The organism is Cupriavidus sp. C2SS-8b (assembly GCF_057073745.1).
On the sequence record NZ_CP172717.1, the window covers coordinates 2189624 to 2207736 of the forward strand.

General features: G+C 62.2%; 15 protein-coding genes. 9 read left to right on the top strand and 6 right to left on the bottom strand.

What is annotated here, in order from left to right:
* Position 1 precedes the first annotated feature (1 nt).
* A complete protein-coding gene (locus tag ACIGJB_RS26900) occupies positions 2–1192 on the top strand; it encodes a M20 aminoacylase family protein (protein ID WP_483733016.1) in 1191 nt (396 codons plus the stop codon).
* Between the two features lie 165 nt (positions 1193–1357).
* Here ACIGJB_RS26900 and ACIGJB_RS26905 read toward each other — a convergent pair whose 3' ends face one another.
* Positions 1358–4273, bottom strand: coding sequence for a chemotaxis protein CheB (locus tag ACIGJB_RS26905; RefSeq protein WP_483733017.1), 2916 nt, complete (start codon positions 4271–4273; stop codon positions 1358–1360).
* Positions 4274–4502: 229 nt separating this feature from the next.
* Positions 4503–5642 carry a zinc-binding dehydrogenase gene (locus tag ACIGJB_RS26910; RefSeq protein WP_483733018.1) on the bottom strand — a complete coding sequence of 380 codons (1140 nt, stop codon included), beginning with the start codon at positions 5640–5642 and terminating at the stop codon, positions 4503–4505.
* A gap of 378 nt (positions 5643–6020) precedes the next feature.
* Here ACIGJB_RS26910 and ACIGJB_RS26915 point away from each other — a divergent pair, with 378 nt between their 5' ends.
* The 8 genes from ACIGJB_RS26915 (at position 6021) to ACIGJB_RS26950 (ending at position 14952) form a co-directional block, all read left to right on the top strand.
* Complete coding sequence (locus tag ACIGJB_RS26915; protein WP_483733019.1) at positions 6021–7532, top strand: aldehyde dehydrogenase family protein; 1512 nt, start codon at positions 6021–6023, stop codon at positions 7530–7532.
* A 45-nt stretch (positions 7533–7577) separates the two neighbouring features.
* Positions 7578–8735 (top strand): Bug family tripartite tricarboxylate transporter substrate binding protein, encoded by a 1158-nt coding sequence (locus tag ACIGJB_RS26920; protein WP_483733020.1) that lies wholly within the window; start codon positions 7578–7580, stop codon positions 8733–8735.
* Between the two features lie 51 nt (positions 8736–8786).
* Entirely contained in the window at positions 8787–9959 is a 1173-nt protein-coding gene (locus ACIGJB_RS26925; protein ID WP_483733021.1) for an acyl-CoA dehydrogenase family protein, read from the top strand.
* A 76-nt stretch (positions 9960–10035) separates the two neighbouring features.
* Positions 10036–11547: a class I adenylate-forming enzyme family protein gene (locus tag ACIGJB_RS26930; RefSeq protein ID WP_483733022.1), complete on the top strand. Its 1512-nt coding sequence runs from the start codon at positions 10036–10038 to the stop codon at positions 11545–11547.
* Between the two features lie 48 nt (positions 11548–11595).
* Positions 11596–12387 (top strand): crotonase/enoyl-CoA hydratase family protein, encoded by a 792-nt coding sequence (locus ACIGJB_RS26935; protein ID WP_483733023.1) that lies wholly within the window; start codon positions 11596–11598, stop codon positions 12385–12387.
* Complete coding sequence (locus tag ACIGJB_RS26940; RefSeq protein ID WP_483733024.1) at positions 12384–13556, top strand: thiolase family protein; 1173 nt, start codon at positions 12384–12386, stop codon at positions 13554–13556. The genes ACIGJB_RS26935 and ACIGJB_RS26940 overlap by 4 nt, the downstream gene beginning before the upstream one ends.
* 19 nt (positions 13557–13575) lie before the next feature.
* The gene (locus ACIGJB_RS26945; RefSeq protein ID WP_483733025.1) at positions 13576–14016 is read left to right on the top strand and encodes a Zn-ribbon domain-containing OB-fold protein; all 441 of its coding nucleotides are present in this window, start codon (positions 13576–13578) and stop codon (positions 14014–14016) included.
* Positions 14017–14031: 15 nt separating this feature from the next.
* Complete coding sequence (locus tag ACIGJB_RS26950) at positions 14032–14952, top strand: LysR family transcriptional regulator (RefSeq protein WP_483733026.1); 921 nt, start codon at positions 14032–14034, stop codon at positions 14950–14952.
* A 250-nt stretch (positions 14953–15202) separates the two neighbouring features.
* On the opposite strand, the gene ACIGJB_RS26955 is transcribed toward ACIGJB_RS26950, so the two are convergent.
* The 4 genes from ACIGJB_RS26955 to ACIGJB_RS26970 all read right to left on the bottom strand — a co-directional run bounded on the left by ACIGJB_RS26955 (position 15203) and on the right by ACIGJB_RS26970 (position 17984).
* Positions 15203–15592: a RidA family protein gene (locus ACIGJB_RS26955; protein ID WP_483733027.1), complete on the bottom strand. Its 390-nt coding sequence runs from the start codon at positions 15590–15592 to the stop codon at positions 15203–15205.
* Positions 15593–15597: 5 nt separating this feature from the next.
* Positions 15598–16383, bottom strand: coding sequence for an enoyl-CoA hydratase/isomerase family protein (locus ACIGJB_RS26960; RefSeq protein WP_483733028.1), 786 nt, complete (start codon positions 16381–16383; stop codon positions 15598–15600).
* On the bottom strand, positions 16380–16850 hold the full coding sequence (locus ACIGJB_RS26965) for an acyl-CoA thioesterase (protein WP_483734672.1): 471 nt from the start codon (positions 16848–16850) through the stop codon (positions 16380–16382). Before ACIGJB_RS26965 ends, ACIGJB_RS26960 begins: the two co-directional genes overlap by 4 nt.
* A 117-nt stretch (positions 16851–16967) precedes the next feature.
* Entirely contained in the window at positions 16968–17984 is a 1017-nt protein-coding gene (locus ACIGJB_RS26970) for a LacI family DNA-binding transcriptional regulator (protein WP_483733029.1), read from the bottom strand.
* Positions 17985–18113: the final 129 nt, after the last annotated feature.

Consider the following 18113-nt stretch of genomic DNA (forward strand, 5'->3'; position numbering starts at 1 on the left):
GATGGCCATCAAACCCAAGGCTGGTACAGGGCTTTCCGACCTGCTTCCGCTACACGACGAACTGACTGCGCTGCGGCGGCACATCCACCGGCATCCGGAACTGGCTTTTGAGGAGCACGACACTGCCGAACTGGTCGCCGCAAAGCTGCGGGAATGGGGATACCAGGTGACCCCTGGCATCGGAAAGACGGGTCTGGTTGCCCAGTTGCGCGTCGGAAACGGTGACAAGCGTCTTGGCCTGCGTGCCGACATGGATGCACTTCCCATCCAGGAAGACACCGGGCTTCCCTATGCCAGCAGCCGGCCCGGCCTCATGCATGCCTGCGGGCACGACGGCCACACGGCCATGCTGCTTGGCGCGGCAAAGCACCTTGCGGCCACGCGGAACTTCTCCGGCACGCTGAACCTGATTTTCCAGCCAGCGGAGGAGCGTGGGTTCGACAGCGGCGCCAAGGCCATGGTGGCGGATGGCTTGTTCGAGCGCTTTCCTTGCGACATGGTATTTGCCATGCACAACCATCCCGGTGTACCCCAAGGCCGGTTCCTGATGCGGCAGGGGCCATTTCTCGCCGCAGGCGACCGGGTGTTTATCAAGGTCGTCGGCCTGGGCGGCCATGCCGCGCGCCCCCATCTGGCGGTCGATCCGCTTGTTGCGGCGGCTGCCATCGTGATGGCGCTGCAGACTGTCGTCTCGCGCAATGTTCCTCCCGGCGAGTCGGCAGTGCTCACGGTTGGCCGGCTGCGAGCCGGGGACGCACTGAACGTCATTCCGGCGGATGCCGAAATCGGCATCAGTGTGCGTTCGTTCAGTCCGGAGGTGCGCGCACTGCTGAAGGACCGCATCACCACGCTGGTCCGCCTGACCGCCGAGTCGTATGGCGCGAAGGCGGAGATCCGCTATGTGGAGGGCTATCCGGTCGTCGACAATGCCGCCGATGCGGTTGCCTTGGCGGCGGACGTTGCGGTGGAACTGGCCGGCCAGGAGAATGTGGACCGCGACTATCCGAAGATGATGGGTAGTGAAGATTTCGCCTACATGCTGCAGGAATGCCCGGGCGCGCTGGTGCGTATCGGCAACGGCCCATCCGACGGCGGACGCGGTTTGCATAATCCGCGCTACGACTTCGATGACCGGAACCTGGCGTTGGGGGCGGCGTTCTGGTGTCGTCTGACGGAGACATTCCTCATCTGAGCAGGACCCATGACGTCTGCCAAGACAACCACGTTGGAACGCGCGCAATGATCATGCAACGGAAGAGGCCACGACCGGTCCAGTTCGAGATCACGGTACCTCGAGCGGGTGGTAACTCAAGCCGATTCCGGTCGGAATCCCACATCCGGTCGGAAGCATGATTTTTCAACTTGACGCATGCCGCGAAATAATAATGCCTGCGGTTTGGGTGAATGCCGCCGCCAGCTCGATGTCGATCTCCGACGGTTCCCGTGGCTGTTCGAAGTACATCGCCAGTGAACCCACCAGGTTGCCTGCGGAAGTCTCCACGGGGAAGGACCAGCAACCGCGGTAGTGGAACTGGTCTGCCAACCATGTCCATGGTTGCCACCGGGGTTCGTCAAGGACATCCCGCGTAATGACGGGGGTACCCGTGGCAACGGCGAGCCCGCATGCCAGCGATTCCGGCGAAATTAGGAATCCGTCCACGCATTTCGCGTAGTCAGCCGGCATACCGGCTACATGGTGCAACGTATCACCCCGGGCGATGTAGAACGCGCACCGTCGATGGTCTTCCGCCTGGTCCAGCAGACTCTGGATGAGAATGCCAAGCGAGCATTCCAGCGAGTCGCCGTTCATGGCTGACTGGAATGCTTCCTTTTGTGCGGAGAGCCAGATCTTGCTGCGTTGGAGGCCGTGTTCGGCGCGGGTTCGGTCCGTTACATCGGCGAACGTGATAGCTACGCCGAGTGTGACGCCCTCGGATGAGCGATGGGGATAGATGCGCCTCAGAAGCCAGCGATCCTGGCCTCGTCCGACGATGGCATCGCTTTGGATTCCTGTTGCCAGAACGGTCCGAATATCGGAAATGAAGCGGTCATCGCGAAACGACCGGCGCAGGTCAGAAACGCTTCGGCCAATATCGTTCGGCATGAGCGGTATGGCCTCGGAGATAGCCGGCGTGAACCAGCGCACCTTCAGGTCCCGATCCAGAAAAACCGTCATGACAGCGCCTGAAGACAGCACATCGCTTTGCATCCTGATTTCGGCGACTCTCTCCTTCAGATCGGAATTCGCGTCGTTGAGATCCTGGTTGCTGGCGTTCAGATCCGCGTTTGCGGCCTTCAGCTCTTCGTTAAGCGCTTGCAGTTCTTCACGCGAGGCCTCCAGCTCTTCGCGGGAAATGCGCAGGTCCTCTTCCCAATCCATCCTTTGACCATCGATATCGCACGGTTCCTTGCTGGCCGCGAGCGCATCCACATCATTGCCGACCGCATCTTCGGTATTGAACGAGACCAGCAATCGGTTCGGCTTTCCGTCGGTTGAGGGTTCCAGGGGAGTCGCGCTGACCCTGACGGAGGCAATCTTGCCTGCCATCTCGAACATACCCAGGAACGCCTGCGGTTTTGCGGATGCCAACGCCCGTTGGACCGCGATTCTGAGCTCCGCTGCGCAGGCACCGCTGACAAGCCGCAGAAGATTCAGGGTCGGCTCCCCGGCGGGAAACTTTAAAATGCCCGCCGTATCTCCATACAGACGTAAAAGATTGCATTGTTCGTCAATCAGTACCGCCGGAAGATGGGACGACTCCGCCGCCGTACGAACCGTTGACCGTGCAATGCTGGCGTTGCTTGGCGCCACGCTGCGTCTGGTCTCTCCAACGTCGTCCACTTTCCTGTGGATATTCCACCTTCTCGAGACCGGCACGAAGCCAACGCTATCCAGCGGATACGCTTCGCTCGCCCCGACGAAGAGGCCGCCTCCGATACGTAAAGCGCTGTTGAGTGTGCGCAGCACGTCCTTGCTGGTGGCAGGTTCCAGATAAATCAACAGGTTGCGGCAGGTCACGACATCGACCCCGGCGATAGGCGGGTCCGATATCACATCCTGGACGGCAAACACCATGCGTTCGCGCACGAAACGTTTGATGCGATAGCGACCATCTGCAGCATAGAAGTAGCGAGAGACCCGACCGGCGTCCATTTTGGCGAAGGACTCAGCCCTGAAGCGGCCGTGGCTAGCCATGGCGACCGCTTCCGGCGCCGCGTCGGTCGCGAAGATCTGGTAATCGACAGCGCGTCCGCTTTCCTGCACGATTTCGTCCAGCAGTATCGCCAACGAGTAAGCCTCTTCGCCAGTCGAGCAAGCTGTTGTCCAGAGTCTCAGCGGCGTACCGTCGTTCTCTTTCACCAGCGGCTCGAGCATGTCATGCTTCAAAGCGCTCCAGGCTTCAGCGTCACGAAAGAACTCCGTGACATGAATGGGCAAGCCCCGGACCAATGCCTCAAGCTCGATGGGGTCGTCCTCGACGAGCCAGGCGTAGTCCTCAAAGGAATAGACGAGCCGCACGTCCATTCGTTGCTGGATACGCCATAGCAATGGCGACGGCCGATAGCCGCTGAGATCAAAACCAACTTCGCGGCGAATCAGTGACAGGATCCGATCGAGCGTTCTGGCAACCGTGGATTCCCAGAGTTCCGAGGCAGCCGGTCTTGTGTATCCCTCCTCAAAGCACGCACGCAACTGCCCCGCTATCGAAGTGACGGGCAACACATGATCGTGAATGCCGCGCTGGATCACTGCCATGGGCATGGCGTCATGCTGCGCAGTCAAGGGGTCCTGGACGATGACGATGCCGCCGGCCTGCCGCAGACTTACCGCGCCCGCAGTACCATCCATGCCCATGCCAGAAAGTATCACCGCAACCGCCCGCGGGCTGCCCGGCGCCGCGACGCTTTCAAGGAATGCGTCGATCATATCGATGCCCGGGCGGCGAGCGCCGCCTTGTGCCGGCCGTGTGCGGAAAACTCCCTCTTCCAGCGTCAGGATGCTGTCAGGTGACGGGATATAGATGTAACCAGGCAAGGGACGCGCATCATCCCGCGCTTCGATCACGGGAATGCGTGTCCATTTGCGCAGCACATCCGCCAGTCGATTGGTATGAGCGGGCGGCAAGTGCTGCAACACGACCAGCGCATAAGGCGGTGTGCCCGTAAGGGAGCCAAACAGGGTCTGTAGCGCACCGATGCCGCCCGCCGATGCGCCGACCGCTACGATCGGCACATTGCTGTCAGGCGTGTGAACAGCGACAGCGTGGCTCATTGCAGTTTACCTCCCCTTGCCGCTAAGGAATACGCAACTCCGCCATGCCTTACCCGATACTTGAGGCGCGAACGTTTGAGAGCGCCCATTCGCATGGCCGAGCCATCACGTCCAATAGCCTGCCATCTTTATAATAAGCAACAGAGCGTTGTCGCGAAACTTGAGAAGCGCGAGGGTCCGTTCCGGCAGCGCGATCCGACTGCTGAATGCGCTGCAAGTCTCCCTTGGCTTACTTGATAGCCACGCCCTTGTTCGGGTTGATCAGGTACTTCTCACCCGTCGCACGCTTGTTGTAGACGGCGATCACGTCCAGGTCCAGTACCTCGGCCAGCGAGATCTCTTTCGAGTAGTGGCTGGCAAAGGTCGTCTTCAGTTCCGCCACGACGCGTTGCTTCAGCGCGTTGGCGCGCTCGCGCCCGATCTTCTGCAGGAACGGAAACAGCAGCCAGCCGCCCATGCCCCACGCCATGCCGAAGTTGCGGCTGAATTCGGTCGGGCTGGTGTCCAGGCCGCCGTAGAGGTAGACCTGCTTGTGGGTGGTCGAGCCATAGCGGCTGTATTCGCGGGCCGTTTTGTTCAGGGCCGCTTCCATGCACGTGAGGATCTGGCCGCCGAGTTTGCCGCCGCCCGTGGCGTCGAACGCGATCGTTGCGCCAGTGGCGACCAATGCCTCGGTAAGGTCCTGCATGAACGTCGGCGACGCGGTGTTGCAGACGTGGACCGCACCTTGTGCCTTGAGCAGGTCCGCCTGCTCTGGCTTGCGCACGATGTTCACCAGCTTGATGCCATCCTTGATACAGATCTGATTGAGCATCTGGCCGAGGTTGGAGGCCGCTGCGGTGTGCACCAGGGCGCTATGTCCTTCGTGCCGCATGGTCTCGACCATGCCCAGTGCCGTGAGCGGGTTGACGAATGACGACGCGCCGTCGGCAGGTGTGGCGCCTTCAGGCAGGACCAGGCACTGATCCGCGGGAATGCAGCGGTACTGCGAGTACATCGCGCCGCCGATGGCAGCCACGGTCTTGCCCAGCAAAGCTTGCGCCCCAGGGGACGAGCCGGCCTCGACGACCACTCCCGCGCCTTCATTGCCAACCGGCATGGACGCATCGAGGCGGCCCGCCATGCTGCGCATCGCGCCTTCCGGAACGCGCGCGGTGATGACGGGGCGCTCGGCCGTGCCGCCGGCCCTGGCCGTGCTCATGTCCGCCGCGCCGAACAACAGGCCGAGGTCCGACGGGTTGAGAGGAGAGGCTTCAATGCGGATGAGTACTTCATCCGGACCGGGACGCGGCATGTCGATGCTGTCCAGCGACAACTCGAGTTCACCGCTGCTCTTGATTTTCGAACGAAGTTGAAGTGCGGTGCGCATGCGATGTCTCCTTGGCCTGTCGGTTTGCGGTTTGCGGTGAGCGGCGCGGCAGCGGGGGGCTGTTTTCGCCAGCAGTCAGCAATGTAGCAAGTTCCTGCGAATTGCGTAGGGGCCGGAAATTCAGGTCATGCGTCGGCCGACAGGCCGTCATGCATCACATTGATTGCAGGAGGACGGGTTCTTCCGCGCGGGCCTGTCGTGAAATGCAAAGCGGCCGCCATGTGCAGGGAAGCGATTTTCCGGCTCGCTCTGTACCGTGCTCATTGCCAAGTGCGTGTTCTCTTTTTCAGAACATAAATGCGGATCCTGTGCCATTGAACGGCCTACACCCTCCAACCATACTGCCCCGGACGAACACCACTGACTGGAGCATTCACGATGCAGCAATCGAAAGCAGGATTCCTTGTGGCGGCCTTTGCCGAATTCTTTCCAGGTGCCACGGACATCGGTTCGTATGTGGGCGGGAGGCTGATCCCGGGTACCGGCGACGAGATCCAGTTGTTCGACCCCGCGACCGGAGAGCAGAGCGTCAGCTATCGCGACGCAGGTGCCGACGTGGCCGCGCTGGCCTGCGCTGCCGCGCGCGAGGCGCAGAAAACCTGGTGGGGCATGACTCACGCCGCACGTGGGCGCACGCTGTTCGCGGTGGCCGCGAAAATTCGGGAGCACGGCGAAGCCCTGGCCCGCCTTGAATCGATCTCGACCGGCAAGCCGATCCGCGACAGCCTACGCGAGGCCGAGATGGTGGCAGAGATGTTCGAGTTCTACGCGGGCTGGGCTGACAAGTTCCACGGCGACGTCATCGCCGTGCCGACCACCCACCTCAACTACACGCGCCGCGAGCCTTACGGGACCATCCTCCATGTCACGCCGTGGAATATCCCCATCCTGGCGTTCGGCTGGCAAGTCGCGCCGACCATCGCCGTAGGCAATGCAGTGCTGCTCAAGCCGTCGGAGCTGACGCCGTTCACGTCGCTGGCGGTTGCCTCGCTGGCTGAACAGGCCGGCCTGCCCGCCGGCTTGGTCAATGTGCTGGCCGGCTACGGCCACACGACGGCGCAGGCAGCCATTGCGAACAGCATCGTGCGCAAGGTCGTCTTCGTCGGCTCGCCCGCAACGGGCGCAAAGATCGCCGAATCCGCTGCGCGGCACCTGATACCGTGCCTCCTTGAACTCGGCGGCAAGTCCGCAAATATCGTCTTCGACGACGCAAACCTCGACATGGCCGCAATTGGCGCCCAGGCAGCCGTCTACTCGGGCACGGGCCAGAGTTGCACCGCCGGATCGCGCTTGCTCGTGCAGCGCCGAATCTACGACGAACTGGTCGACAAGGTGGCGCACGGCGCGCGCCAACTGCGCATCGGGCATCCGCTCGAATCGTCGACGGAGATCGGGCCGATCAGCAACCGCGGCCAGTACGAGCACATCAAGCGGATGATCGTTGCGGGCGTCGCAGAAGGCGCCCAGCTCGCGGCCGGCACCACGGATTTCGAGCCGGGCGGCTATTACGTCAAGCCGACGCTGTTCGCCGGCGTCTCGAACTCCATGCAAGTCGCCCGCACCGAGATCTTCGGACCCGTGATCGCCGCGATTCCGTTCGACACGGAGGAGGAAGCAATCGCGATCGCCAATGACAGCGAATTCGGCCTGGCCGGTGCAGTGTGGACCACCGACGTTGCCCGCGCGCACCGTGTGGCGGGCCAGGTGGACGCCGGCACATTCTGGATCAACGGGTACCGCTCGGTGCATGTTGCTTCCCCATTTGGCGGCTACAAGAACAGCGGCTACGGGCGCACGAGCGGCGTCGAGGCGCTTTACGAATACACGCAAACCAAGAGCGTGTGGGTCCAGACCGCCGCCACGCCGACGACACGGGTGGGCCGTTCGTGACTTGACCGCGAAACGGACAGGAGCCGAATCGCGCCAAGCGATTCGTTGTGCCCGCGACGCCCGCAGACTCGATCAGCGCAGCTACCGGCGTCGCGATTCACTTCATGTCGGCTATCAGGAGTTCAAGAAATGCGTCTGATGTCTAAGCTTCGCAGCGTTGCCTGCGTCCTGGCGATGCTCTCCGGCACGGGTATCGCCCATGCGCAGGAATTTGCCGGCCGCGTGGTCAATGTGATTGTCAATTTCCCGGTGGGCGGCCCCACCGACCTGGAGGGGCGCGTCTTTGCGCAACATCTGCCGCGCTTTCTGAAAGGCACCAGCGCTGTCGTCGTTCGCAATGTATCGGGCGCCGGCGGCATGATCGGCGTCAACCAACTCGGCGAGGTCTCCGAGACGAACAAGCTCAACATCGGCTTCTTTACCTGGGACCCGATGCAGCAGATCCTGCATCATCCGAACTTGCGGGTCCAATTCAACGACTTCAAGTTCATTGCCGGCATGGAGCAGACCAACCTGCTTTACATTCGGCGTGACACCGCCCCGGGCATCGCCAAGCCTGCCGACATTGCCCACGTCAATCCGTTTCGTGCCGCCGTACTTTCGAATGGTTCGGACTGGTCGGCGTTGCGCCAGAGTCTGGCCCTTGACCTGCTAGGCGCCAAATACCGGACCATCACCGGCTACAAGGGGACGCGCGAGGCTGAAGTCGCGATGCTCCAGGGCGACATCCAGTTGGTCAGTAATTCCTTGCCCGGCTACAACTCCTTTGCCAAGAACAGTTTGGTGGGCAGGGGTCTCGCGATTCCACTCTTCCAGTTCCAGCGCGGCGATGGCAACCGCAGTCCCAACCTGCCCGATGTGCCCACCTTCCTGGAGCTCTATCGGGAAATCCACGGCGCCAATGCAAACCCTGCTGGTACGAAGTGGGAAGCGCTGCAGTTCCTGAACAGGATCTCGCGCATGGCGCGGGTGATCTTCATGCCGCCCAATGCCCCCGATGCTGCCGTCGCTGAACTGCGCAGCGCCGTGGAAAGGATGGCGAAGGATCCGCAATTCATGGCGCAGTACGAAAAGGCGGCGCTGGCGCCGGCACATTTCGTCCTTGGTGCCGACGGAGAGCGCGTCATTGTGGAACTGAAAAGCTCGCCGCCGGGGATGGAGACCTTCTTCAACCAGTACATCCAGTCGAATGCATCGCGCTGAGCGCTGCCCGTGCGGCATGCGCGCACGCAGCGGCGCTAAAAGGAAATAGGTATGAACGGAGACGAAATGATGAATTTTGCGTTACCGGAAGAACTGCGCATGCTGAAGGATTCGCTGCGCCGCTTTGTGGATCAGGAGCTTATTCCGGCCGAACTCACGGCGCGCAAGGACGACAAGCTGATTCCCGAACTGCGTGCCCGCGTCGAGGCGTTCGGGAAAGAGCTGGGGCTTGACAAGTTCGACGTGCCCGTCGAATACGGCGGACTGGGCTTCGGCCTGCTCGCCAAAACCGTCGTGTGGTCCGAACTCGCCCGCACGGTGGCCTTGCCGGTACGGGCGATCAATCCGTTCGGCGCGACGGTGTACCCCGTGCTCTATGAACTCGACGCTGCGCAAAAGGAGCGCTTTCTCTTGCCGACACTGCGCGGCGAATTGAAATGGTGCTTCGCCCAGACCGAGCCCGATGCGGGTTCTGACCCCGGCGGCATGAAGACCACCGCCGTGCGCGACGGTGATCATTACGTGATCAACGGCTTCAAGCGCTTCATCACCGGCGCGGCTGATGCGGATTATGCGCAGCTGATGGCCGCGACCGACCGCACCAAGGGCTCGCACGGGGGGATCTCCGCCTTCATCGTCGACATGAAAGCTCCCGGGGTCAAACTGCTGCGCGCACAGAAGATGCTGGTCGACGACACGCCTTGGGAAATCGCCTTCGACGATGTCAGAGTGCCGGTCGAAAATCGCATCGGCGCCGAAGGCGAAGGCTTCAAGCACGCACAGAAAGTGCTCACCGTACTCCGCGTGCGTCACGGCGCCAGGGCCTGCGGGGTGATGGAGCGCTGTCTCGAGCTGGCCGCGGGCTACGCGAACGAGCGGGTGACCTTCGGCAAGCCGCTTGCTGAACGGCAAGGCGTGCAATGGTCGATTGCCGATTCCTACCTGGAGTGGCATCAGCTCGAACTGATGGTCAGGCACGCAGCCTGGAAGCACGATCGCGGCGAGGACATTCGTACGGAGGCTTACATGGTGAAGAACTTCGGTGACAGCAAGTCCTTTGAAGCCGCCGATCGATGCATGCAACTCCACGGCGGTATCGGACTCTCGACCGAATTGCCGATCGAGAAATTCTGGCGTGACCAGCGCAGCATGTTGATCACCGATGGACCGACCGACGTTCTCAAGATCGCCATTGCGCGGCATGCATTGAATGTGTTCGGCTGATGGCACTGGTCCGCCATGGCGCATTGCCGATCCAGGCAATGCATCGCGCCCGAATCTGTTTCTTTCTGGAGAACCTATGAATCCAAGCCGCATCCACGAACTCCTTGAGCCGTGGCTCGCGAGTGAGCCCGACCGCGAATTCATCCATCTGCCCGATCGCACTGTGACCTATGCCGAGGTCGGCGCGATGGCCAGCGCCCTGGAGGCGGAACTGCTCGACCTGGGCGTGCGCCCCGGCGATCGGGTGGTAATCGTGACGGAAAACTGCACCGAGCATATCGCCTTGCTGCTCGCCTGCAGTCGCGTCGGCGCCTGGTCCTGCGGCGTCAATGCACGAATGGCCGCCGGCGAAGTCGACGCCTTTGCGCAATTGGTCGATGCGCGGCTGGTCTACTTCACCACGGGGGTCTCGGCGGTGGCAATGACCCATGCCCGGCGCCACCAGGCCCGGTCATCGACACTCGACGGACTCATGCACAGCGACGTGAACCTTGAGGCGGTCGCCGAACAAGGCAGCGAAGCCGAACGCGTCGCGGCAATCATCTCCACCTCCGGCACCACCGGAAGGCCCAAGGGCGTCATGGTGACGCACGCAGCCGTGCTTCATGCCGCGCGCGTCTCCTGCCAATCCCGCGGCCTCGGGCGCGACGATCGCTTGTGCCTGTTCGTGCCGATGACCCATATCTTCGGCCTCGCCGCCGTGCTGGCCTCGTCGCTCCATTCGGGCGCAACCTTGGTCTTGCGGCAGACGTTCTCGGCCGCCGACGTGCTCGACGCACTCGCCCATCATCGGGTCAGCCAACTGCAAGGTCCGCCGGCGCTGTATTCACGCCTCCTTGCCCACCTCGAGAGCCATGGCATTGCCCGACCGTCAGCGCCGCATCTGCGCTACCTCTACACGGGGAGCAGTCCGCTCGATGTCGCGCTGAAGGAGCGCGTGGAGGCTTGTTTCGGCCTGCCGCTGCATCACGGCTATGCGAGTTCGGAAGCCCCCGTCGGCTGCGCCACCGTAAGCAACGTTCGGCGCCAGGACACCGCCGCGGGCTATCTCCTGGAAGGCATGTCCCTACGCATCGTGGACCCCGACCATCGCGATGTCGCGGCGGGAGAGACCGGGGAGATCTGGCTCGCCGGGCCGTATCTGACGCCTGGTTACTTTCGCGATCCCGAGGCGACGCGGCAGGCGTTCCGTCCCGGCGGCTGGTATGCCACCGGTGACCTTGGGCGGCTAGGCGAGGACGGCGCGCTGTTCATCGCCGGCCGACTGAAGGAGCTCATCATCCGCTCCGGCTTCAATGTGTATCCGGCAGAAGTAGAAGCTGTGCTCAATCAGCATCCCAGCGTGCAGCGCTCGGCGGTCGTCGGGCAGCGAGAGCCTGATGGCAACGAGAAGGTGATCGCTTTCCTCGAGCTCCGCGACGGCGTGGGCTTTGATGAACAAGTCCTGCGCGGCTACCTGCGCGAGCAACTGGCCCCCTACAAGCAACCGGCACTGTTTCGCGTGTTGCCCGCCTTGCCGATGACCGACACCGGCAAGTTGCTCAAACGAAATCTGCTTGCCCACCTCGATGCAGTGGCGCAGGCATGACCGGGCTGTTGCCCTCGTTAAATCAACGAAACAAGGAAGGAGAAAGAGATGAGTAACGAAGTAGTAAGTTATGAACTCGATGGCGACGTTGCCCTGATCGGTCTCAACCGCCCGGCCAAGCGCAATGCCTTCAACGACGAACTGCATAAGCAGTTGCACACGGCCGTGATGCGCGCGGGTGAAGAAGCCAGGTGTGGCGTTCTGTTTGGTCATGGGGAGTGCTTCAGCGGCGGGCTGGATCTCGCCTACGCCGCGGCGATGTGGGAAAGCGGCAAGGATCACAAACTGCCCTATCCCCGCAATTACGACACCGAGCTGATCGCCCGGGGCAGGATACCGTTCGTCTCTGCCTTGCATGGCGCCACCATCGGTGGTGGCTTCGAGGCCGCGGCCAGCACCCATATTCGGGTCGCCGACGAAACGGCGTTCTTCGCCCTGCCCGAGGGCCAACGTGGCATCTTCGTCGGCGGCGCCGGCTCGGTGCGGATCAGCCGGCTGATCGGAACCGCCCTCATGACGGATTTGATGTTGACGGGACGCGTGCTGAACGCCGAGGAAGCGCTGCGCTTCAACGCGGTGCAGTATGTGGTGCCCAAGGGACAGGCGCTGGAGAAGGCAGTCGCATTGGCCCGGCGCATCTGCGCCAACGCGCCGCTGACCAATTTCGCCATCACCAATGCCTTGCCGCGCATCGCGGATATGTCTTACGACGATGGCATCTTCGTCGAGCGGCTGGTCAGTGAATACACCCTCAGCCCCGAAACGACCGCCCGCCTGAGCGAGTTCCTGAACAAGAAGGCCGTGCCCATCAAGGCGCCGGGTGGCGGAGGGACGCTGTGAACGGCCTGCGCGATTCGGCGATCGTCGCTTTTGCCGAAACCAAGGTCATGGAAAAAAGCGATCGCGACGTCTGGGAGCTTGATGCCGAGGTCCTCGAAGCTTTGCTCGACCGCAGCGGCTTCGAGAAGGGGGAGATCGACGGCCTGGTCATGGCCGGCTTCGGGCTGACAGCGGCCGGTGAGAGCTTCTGGGCACAGGTCACGGCCGACCAGCTCGGCCTGGAGCTCGACTACTGCGACCAGGTGCATATCGGCGGTTGTTCAGCCACCGGCGCCGTCGCACGTGCCGCGGCGGCGATCGATGCCGGCCTGTGCACCACGGCCTTGCTGCTGTTCGCCGATACGGGCGTGGCGGAAAACAACCGCGGTGACCGAAGCTTCCGCCGCGAGTGGGCCGATCCGTACGGTGTCTTCGGCCCCCCCGACGCTTTCGGCTTGCTGACGCGGCGCTACGAGCATCAGTATGGACTTGACTACGAGATGCTGGGCAAGCTCGCGGTCACGCAGCGTAATCACGCCGTGCTGAACGAGAACGCCTGCGAGAAGCTGCGCAAGCCGATCACGATCGATGACTATCTCAACTCGCGCATGATTGCCGACCCGATACGTCTGCTCGATTGCGTCATGCGCTGCGACGCCGCCTCCGGCCTGCTGATGACCAGCAGGCGACGCGCCAGGGAAAAGGGCATCGACAAGTTCGTCATACCGATCGGCTACGGGGAGCGGACCAACTTCCAGGGCGGAGAGAGCTTCGTCGATGTTACCCGCAGTGGCCACGAAGTTTGCGGCACACGCGCCCTCGCCCAGGCCGGACTCGCGCCCAAGGATGTTGCATCGTTTCATCCCTACGACGATTTCATCATCGCGATCATGCTGCAGCTCGAGGCGTTCGGCTTTTGTGGGCGTGGCCAGGGCGTGCAGTTCATCCGCGAAATGAACTTTGCCTTCGATGGGGACCTACCCTTGAATACCGGCGGCGGCCAGATCTCGGCGGGGCAAGCGGCATGCTGTTCGCACAACCTGATCGAGGCAGTGAGGCAGTTGATGGGCGAAGGCGGCGCGCGTCAGGTCAGGAATACCGCCAATGCGCTGGTGAGTGGCATCGGCTGGATCAATTACTCGCGCAACTGGGGCACGAGCAGCGCCCTGGTCCTGGCTCCCAACGCATGAGCCCTACACAAGGCGGACCATGGAAACAGCTATTCCCGAACTTCTCAATGATACGTTTGCTGTCAAGCGCGCGATCAAGCCATCCAGCTTCACGCAACCCTTCTGGGCGGCGACACGCGAGAAGAAGCTGGTCATCCAGTATTGCCAGGCGACCGGCAAGTATCAGCATTACCCGCGCCCAACCAGCATCTTCACCGGCCGCAAGACCGACATCGAATGGCGCGAGGTCTCCGGCCGCGGCGAAATTTTTTCATGGACCGTGGTGCGGCGCGGCGCCGCGGCTTTTCGTGGACACGAGCCCTATGTGGTCGCGTCGGTGACCCTCGATGTCGGCGTCAATGTGATTGCCAACCTGGTCCATTGTTCGCTGCATGAGGTTTGCATCGGCATGAAGGTCGTGCCCTGCTGGCTGCCGATAGACGATGGCATGCACCTGCTGATGTTTCAACCGGAGCGGTAGAGGAAAAACCACCGCATGACAGCCCCCTACACCGAAAGCCGTATTGCTTACCTGTATGAAGCGGTGCGCTGCGGCACAGTGCGCGCGGCGGCCGACTTCCTCGACATCGCGCCCTCTGCCGTGAGTCGGCAGATCGCACTGCTCGAGGAGGAACTCGCCACGCCGCTCATCGAGCGCAACAAGCGAGGAGTCAAGCCAACCGACGCTGGCGCGCTGTTGCTCGAGTACTTCTCACAACAGCGCGCCCACCAGGCCGACCTCGTTTCCAAGATCCAGGAATTGCGCGGGCTGCGCCGCGGCAAGGTCACCGTCGTCATGGGTGAAGGCTTCGCGTCGACGATGGTCGGCGGTCCGATACGGCAGTTCCGCGAAAGCCACCCGGAAATTTCGCTCACAGTGGACCTGTGCAGCACCAACGAAGTGGTGCGTCGCGTGGCCGAGGACGAGGCCGACATCGGGCTGGCATTCAACCCGTCGCCCGACCCCAAGGTCGTCAGCCGCTCCGAATCGCGTCAACCGATGCACGCGATCGTTGCGCCGGATTTCCCGCTCGCCGGCAAGTCCGGATCGGTCACGCTACAGGACTTGCTTCCTTATCCGCTGGCATTGACGCATCCGGAGCACGGCACGCGGCGGCTGGTGGAGGCGGCGATGCTGCTCGATCGAGTCCGGCTGACGCCAGCGTTGACAACGAGTTCGGTCACCTTGCTCAAGCTGTTTATCACCAATAATCTCGGCTTCACGTTTCTGGCGCGGATCGCGGTTGCCCCTGAACTGGAAGCTGGCCAACTGATGGCAATCCCGGTCGAGAACCGGTTGCTGCAAAGTCCGGAGGCCCAACTGATCACGCGCGTGGGCCGCCAGCTTTCGCCTGCGGCGAACCGGTTGCTGCAACGACTGGCGGCGCAGATCCATCAGTACGACGCGGGGGTATGACCTGCGTCCACATCTTTGGGCGCGCATACGGGCCTGCGGGTGTTGCTCCTTAATCCTTCGATGAAGGCCAGTGTCGGGTCGCAGTCGGCCAGTAACTGCCATCCGCCCCTCCCGGCCTGAGTGGCCGAACATCGGCAAACTTAGGTCTTGCCTGGAAGAGAAACCAAAGGCGTGACCGTTCGACCGCAAAAAACGGCCATCCTCCGTCGAAGAACGGCCAAAGCTCCTGTCACGGAGCACCATTTTCAGCTCACACGCGATTAGCCAGCGCAACGGCGTTCACTTCCAGATCAGCCCCATAGTGAAGTTGCTGACATGGCACGACGGTTCTGGCCGGGGCTGGCCCGTCGCCAAGGATATGGACATACAGTTCATTTACGCGCGGCCAGTTGCCAATGTCGGCAATGAAGATGTGCACGCTGACCAGTTGCTGCAAGGAGCTTCCCGACGCCAGCAACACGTTCTTCAGATTCTCGAACACCTGCATGACCTGAGCATCCAGGCCTGGCGGAATCCTCAGGTCGTCGCCGGGCAGAACCGGTAGCTGGCCCGAGACGAACACGAATCCGTTCGCCTTCACAGCCTGCGAGTAGTGGCCGCGAGGCAGTGGCGCACGCGAGTCATTGACGTATTCCAGCATGATTCTCAATCTCCGTGATGGGCTTGCTGCCATAGGCGACCAAATTCCGTCGGGCGCTTCTCCGTAAAGGCATCCAAACCTTCTTGCCATTCGGCCCGCGGCACATCGGTTACGGAGCTGATGACACGCTCCCAGTCATAGGCCGAATGCGCATGCAAGTGGCGCTTCGCTGCGCGCAGTGCTCCCGGCGGGGCATTGGCTACGATGCGTTTTGCAAGCTCGACCGCCTGATCCGCTGCCCTGCCACTGCCCGCCAGTTCATTGACGATCCCGCACTGCAATGCTTCGGCGGCAGGCAAACGCTTCCCAGTCAGCACGAGGTGAAGCGCCTGCCGCGTACCGACGATCGCGGGAAGTAGCGCCAGGCCGGTGTTGGGAATGACGCCCCGCGAGACTTCTGGCAGCGCAAACCACGCGTTCTCCTCCGCAACCACGAGATCGCTGGCGAGGGTCAACTCGAAACCTCCGCCCACCGCGGGCCCCTGCACTGCCGCCACGACAATGCGGTCATCCTGCACGAGCTTCCGAAACAGCAAGGCTGGATCGCTCTTCGGATCAGCACGCTCCATCCAGCCATCACGAAGATCGTCGATGTTGGCACCGGCACAGAAGGTCGATCCATGCGCGGCGATGACAAGCGCACGGGCGCCAAGGGTCCGGCTCAGGTCAATGGCGTCGATCATCTCGCTAACCATGCGGCGCGACAGTGCGTTGCGGCGCGACACGTCGTTCAGCGTGATGAGTCCTATGCCGTCGCGGAGTGCCAGGTCCAAGGTCTGAAAGTCTTTCACATCGTCTCTCCAGTAGATGATCGGCCAGTGTCGCCACACGTTCCCGGTACGGGCGGGGCCAGATGCTGACGAAGACGCGGAGGCAGGGGCGTCGGGCGGCTCTGATTCGAATCCATCAGCACGCATGTTGCGCTGGCACGCGCACACAGCTTTTCGCCTGCATACAGCGCTTGCGTCAGCTCGAACGACGTATTGCCCGTGCTGACGGGCATGGTGCGTACTTCGATCTCCCCCGGGTAGAAGATCTCGGCGATGAAGTCGATCGCGAGATGCGCCACCACGACGTGCCTGTCCTGCATGGAGTCGCGCAATCCGCCCTCTGTAAAGATGGCCATTCGCGCCTCTTCCAGCAGCGTTGCAACGGCTGCATTGTTGATGTGCCGGAATTGGTCGGTATCCGCGTTGCGAAGCATAAGGCGGCTGGAAAACCGCCCAGGCAGACCCTCTATGTCACACGCCTTTTTCATCACTTCAGCACCTCCTCTTCGATAGCTTGGTATATTTCGAAAACGTTTTCGAAGCAAGGTAGCACGCAGGCGTCGAGAGCGCAAGTCAACGCTTGCGCACGGTGCTGGTTTAGGGCATCAACGTGCTCTCGGAGGCCCGTCCGAAGAACGCAGTATCAATTCGGGGGCCCAGACTTCCTGCAAGGTCCGGGGGTCGGCACCCTCCAGGCGCGCGAGCAGCATCTCGACCATACGCCGGCCGACACGGTGGGTTTCCGCCGAAAACGTGGTCAGCGCGGGTGTGATCAACCTGCCCACGGGATGGTCGTCTCCGCCAATCACTCCTATGTCTTGGCCAGCCACCTTGCCCGCTTCGGCGATGGCTCGCATGGCTCCCACAGCCACCATGTCATGCCCGCAGACAAACGCCGTAGGCGGATTTGGCAGCGCCAGGAGCTGACGCGCCGCTCGCAGGCCGCCCTCTTCGGTCATGGACTCTTCCACACACAATGCCGGATCAATCTCGATGCCGGCAGCGCGTAGCGCTTGCTCATAGCCAAGCCGCTCGTAGTAGCTGAACATCAGGAATTCGGGCGAGTGGATAAGGGCAATGCGCCTGTGGCCCAGCGCGATAAAGCGCGCGCCCCCGTCGCGGCCGACCACCGTATGGTCGATATCCACAAACGGAAAGTCCCGCGAACTGTCGCTGCGCCCGTAGGCGACAAACGGCACGTCCTTCTCGAGCAGGTATTCGATGCGCTCGTCCTGGCGACGTGTACGGCCGAAGAGCAGCGCATCCACACGCTGCCGTTCGACCAGACGCCTGAAGACATCGATCTCGGTCTCCACGGTTCGCCCCGAAGCGATGATGACCTGGAAGTTCGTGCCGTCCAGCGCCTCGTCAATGCCTGCAAGCATGTTCAGGAAGAACGGATGCGCGAACTGCGTCTGCGGCGCAGAGATGACAAAGCCAATTGTGTCCGATGACTGCCGGCGCAGGCGCCGCCCGGCGGGATCGGGGCTGAATCCCAGCTCGGCCGCAGCCTTCAACACCCGCTCGCGCGTGTCGCGGCTCACATCCGCGCGCCCGTTAATGGCCTTGGAGACGGTGCTCACCGACAGTTTCAGATGAGCGGCAAATTCCTTGATGTCCAATTGCATTCCCCAGGGTGCTATGCGCGACATTATCGCTCACAGATGCGCCTCCGCCTAAACCCGTTCCGAAACCGTTTTCCCCTCGACTCGCCGCCTCGCTCTTGACTTGACTTCGACTTCCCCCTACTC

What these genes read in the sequence shown, in the direction of transcription:
- ACIGJB_RS26900 (WP_483733016.1), top strand. Translation starts at nt 2, where the DNA reads ATGGCCATCAAACCCAAGGCTGGTACAGGGCTTTCCGACCTGCTTCCG.
- ACIGJB_RS26905 (WP_483733017.1), bottom strand. Translation starts at nt 4,273, where the DNA reads ATGAGCCACGCTGTCGCTGTTCACACGCCTGACAGCAATGTGCCGATC.
- ACIGJB_RS26910 (WP_483733018.1), bottom strand. Translation starts at nt 5,642, where the DNA reads ATGCGCACCGCACTTCAACTTCGTTCGAAAATCAAGAGCAGCGGTGAA.
- ACIGJB_RS26915 (WP_483733019.1), top strand. Translation starts at nt 6,021, where the DNA reads ATGCAGCAATCGAAAGCAGGATTCCTTGTGGCGGCCTTTGCCGAATTC.
- ACIGJB_RS26925 (WP_483733021.1), top strand. Translation starts at nt 8,787, where the DNA reads ATGAACGGAGACGAAATGATGAATTTTGCGTTACCGGAAGAACTGCGC.
- ACIGJB_RS26930 (WP_483733022.1), top strand. Translation starts at nt 10,036, where the DNA reads ATGAATCCAAGCCGCATCCACGAACTCCTTGAGCCGTGGCTCGCGAGT.
- ACIGJB_RS26935 (WP_483733023.1), top strand. Translation starts at nt 11,596, where the DNA reads ATGAGTAACGAAGTAGTAAGTTATGAACTCGATGGCGACGTTGCCCTG.
- ACIGJB_RS26945 (WP_483733025.1), top strand. Translation starts at nt 13,576, where the DNA reads ATGGAAACAGCTATTCCCGAACTTCTCAATGATACGTTTGCTGTCAAG.
- ACIGJB_RS26950 (WP_483733026.1), top strand. Translation starts at nt 14,032, where the DNA reads ATGACAGCCCCCTACACCGAAAGCCGTATTGCTTACCTGTATGAAGCG.
- ACIGJB_RS26955 (WP_483733027.1), bottom strand. Translation starts at nt 15,592, where the DNA reads ATGCTGGAATACGTCAATGACTCGCGTGCGCCACTGCCTCGCGGCCAC.
- ACIGJB_RS26965 (WP_483734672.1), bottom strand. Translation starts at nt 16,850, where the DNA reads ATGAAAAAGGCGTGTGACATAGAGGGTCTGCCTGGGCGGTTTTCCAGC.